Raw genomic sequence first — 1,517 nt, 5'->3', positions numbered from 1 at the left:
GGGGGGGGGGCGCGGGGGGCCGCGGCGCCCCCCCCCCCGGGGGCGGGGCCCCCGCGCCCGATCACCGGCAGCGCGGCCAGCGCCATCGTCGCGCCGGCGACCGGCAGGAAGGACAGGGCGGGCGCGGCGCCATTGCGCGCCGGCACGGCGGCGGCGGCCAGCGTCGCCGCCAGCAAGGCCGCCGCCAGCACCGCCTGCGGCCCGGGCAGCGGCGCCAGCAGCAGGCCGCCGAGCAGCGCCGCGGCGGCCGCGGCGGCGGCCCAGCGCGGCGCCAGCGCCCGCGCCAGCAGGAAGGTCGCCGCGGCCACGCCGGCCAGGACCGGCGCAGCCCGCATCAGGTCTGCCCGAACCAGCGGTGCGCCGGCCATCCACCAGCCGGCGAGCAGCGCGCCCAGCAGCGCGGCCGGCAGCGCAAGGCGCGGCCAGCGCCGCGCCGGCGGCAGCAGCAGCGACGTGGCCAGCAGCAGCATCAGCACGAGCAGCGGCAGCCGTTCCGGCAATTGCCGCGGGCTGGCGGTCAGCAGGCCGAAGGTGAGCCACCAGCCGGCGAGCAGCCCGGCGCCGGCGGCGATCCCGGCCGGCAGGGGCCGTCGCAGACCGCGCGCCGCCAGGGCGAATCCCAGCGTCACGGCGAAGGCCAGCACCGCGCCGCGATGCAGTTGCAGCAGTCCGATCAGGTCCGGCGCCGGCATGGCCGTTCTCCCATCTGGCCGGCGCGCGGCGGGCGATCGGTCACCAAGCGAAACTTGCCCGGCGCGGGGCGGTCCCAGCACAGTGCGCCGGCAGGACGACAGGATGCCGCATGACGACGCAGACGGATGCAGGCGCGACGCGCCGGCTCAAGGTATGGGACCCCTGGGTGCGCCTGGTCCACTGGTCCATCGTGCTGCTGATCCCCTTTTCCTGGTGGACCGCCGAGACCGGCCGCTTCGACCTGCATTTCCTCTCGGGCTACGCCATCCTGGCGCTGGTGCTGTTCCGCATCGCCTGGGGCCTGGTGGGGTCCGAGACGGCGCGCTTCGCGCACTTCCTGCGCGGCCCGGCCGAGGCGTTGCGCCACCTGGCGCATGTCCGCCGGCGTGACGCGTCGCCCGAGATCGGACACAACGCGGCCGGCGGCTGGATGGTGCTGCTGCTGCTGGTGCTGCTGCTGGCCCAGGCCGCCGCGGGCCTCTTCGCCGACGACCAGGTGATGAGCCGCGGTCCGCTCGCGCGGAGCGTGGACCCGGCCTTCTCCGATGCGGCGACCTCGGTGCATCTGCGCGTGTTCTGGGTGATCGTCGGCTGCGCGGCGCTGCACATCCTGGCGGTCGTCGCCTATCGCCTGCTGCTGCGGCGGAACCTGGTGAAGCCGATGGTCACCGGCGTGCTGGAGGTGCCGCGCGACTCCGCGCTGCAGGCGCCGCGGGCGGGCAATCCGTTGCTCGCCGCCCCGCGGCGCGCGGCGGCGGGGGGGCGGGGTTGGGGGGTTTACCCCCAGCCGGCCCCCGCCAGCGGAGGGATCCAACGGCGCCCCC

1 protein-coding gene and 1 pseudogene are annotated in these 1,517 nt (G+C 77.2%); one reads left to right on the top strand and one right to left on the bottom strand.

All coding sequences use genetic code 11. The features are described 5' to 3' along the window. Nucleotides 1-692: pseudogene (locus tag AC1MIR_RS08220) on the bottom strand (hypothetical protein); the annotation flags it as partial. 110 nt (nt 693-802) lie between these two features. Between AC1MIR_RS08220 and AC1MIR_RS08215 the strand changes: the two are divergent. Continuing rightward, the coding region (locus AC1MIR_RS08215; RefSeq protein ID WP_480027689.1) for a cytochrome b/b6 domain-containing protein at nt 803-1,517 on the top strand (715 nt) is incomplete at its 3' end.

The sequence above is a fragment of the Falsiroseomonas sp. RANM36 genome (assembly GCF_056682175.1).
This window is presented reverse-complemented; position numbering and strand designations above follow the sequence as displayed.